This is a genomic window from Saccharothrix sp. CB00851, assembly GCF_001905065.1.
GTDB lineage: Bacteria > Actinomycetota > Actinomycetes > Mycobacteriales > Pseudonocardiaceae > Actinosynnema.
This window is the reverse complement of record NZ_LWLC01000052.1, coordinates 1-686: the sequence shown is the minus strand read 5'-3', so window position 1 is coordinate 686 and position 686 is coordinate 1. Positions and strand designations below refer to the sequence as shown.

Genomic DNA, 686 nt, shown 5'->3' with positions numbered 1-686 from the left:
CGAGCACCGGCGTGAGGCCGGTCCTGAGCTGTACTCCTGGGAGTCTCGGGAACTCACCGTTCGACTGCACACGCGCTCGCTCGGAAGCCTCGGTGGGCCGCTAGGCGACAACGAAAAGGCACCTCGCAGCGGCAAGGAGTTCGACGAGGCCATCCGGCAACGTCGCGAACAGGTGAAGACCGCGGTGGCTGCGCTGTGCGACAGCATCGCCGAACGCCCACCACTGGTCCTGGTCGAACTCGAGGGTCCCGACAAGTTCCCGAAGCCGAGGACTGATCCGAAATTCGCCATCCGGCTCGGCTGCGCTGACGCGGGCGCAGTGAGCCAGTTCATCCGCCCCCCTGACCTGGAGGCCGAGGAGGACGACGCCGAGTTCCGCGCTGAAGCAGCTTGGGGAGACGGCCTGCGACAACTGGGCATGCGCTTCATCCCCGAGCACACACTCGGTGACGCCATCCCGAAGAACCTGAACCAATTGGCGTTCTGGCTCGTCAAGCGACGTGTCGATGGACCAACGCAGAAGGCCCAGTTCACCCCGGTCGCCGTCCTGAGCCGCCCCGGCCAGGACTGCATCATGGGGCGCACAGCAGACATGACCGCGTGGGTTCCCTACCCGGAACTCCTCCGCAGCCTGACGGGACTAGGCGGCGTCTCCTAATTGTGGGAAGCGGTGCGGCAGATCATGA

1 protein-coding gene is annotated in these 686 nt (G+C 65.6%); it reads left to right on the top strand.

Features of this window, described 5'->3' with window-relative positions:
- On the top strand, positions 1 to 658 hold a 658-nt coding region (locus A6A25_RS36990; protein ID WP_158073891.1), incomplete at its 5' end, for an RNaseH domain-containing protein.
- Between the last annotated feature and the right edge of the window lie 28 nt (positions 659 to 686).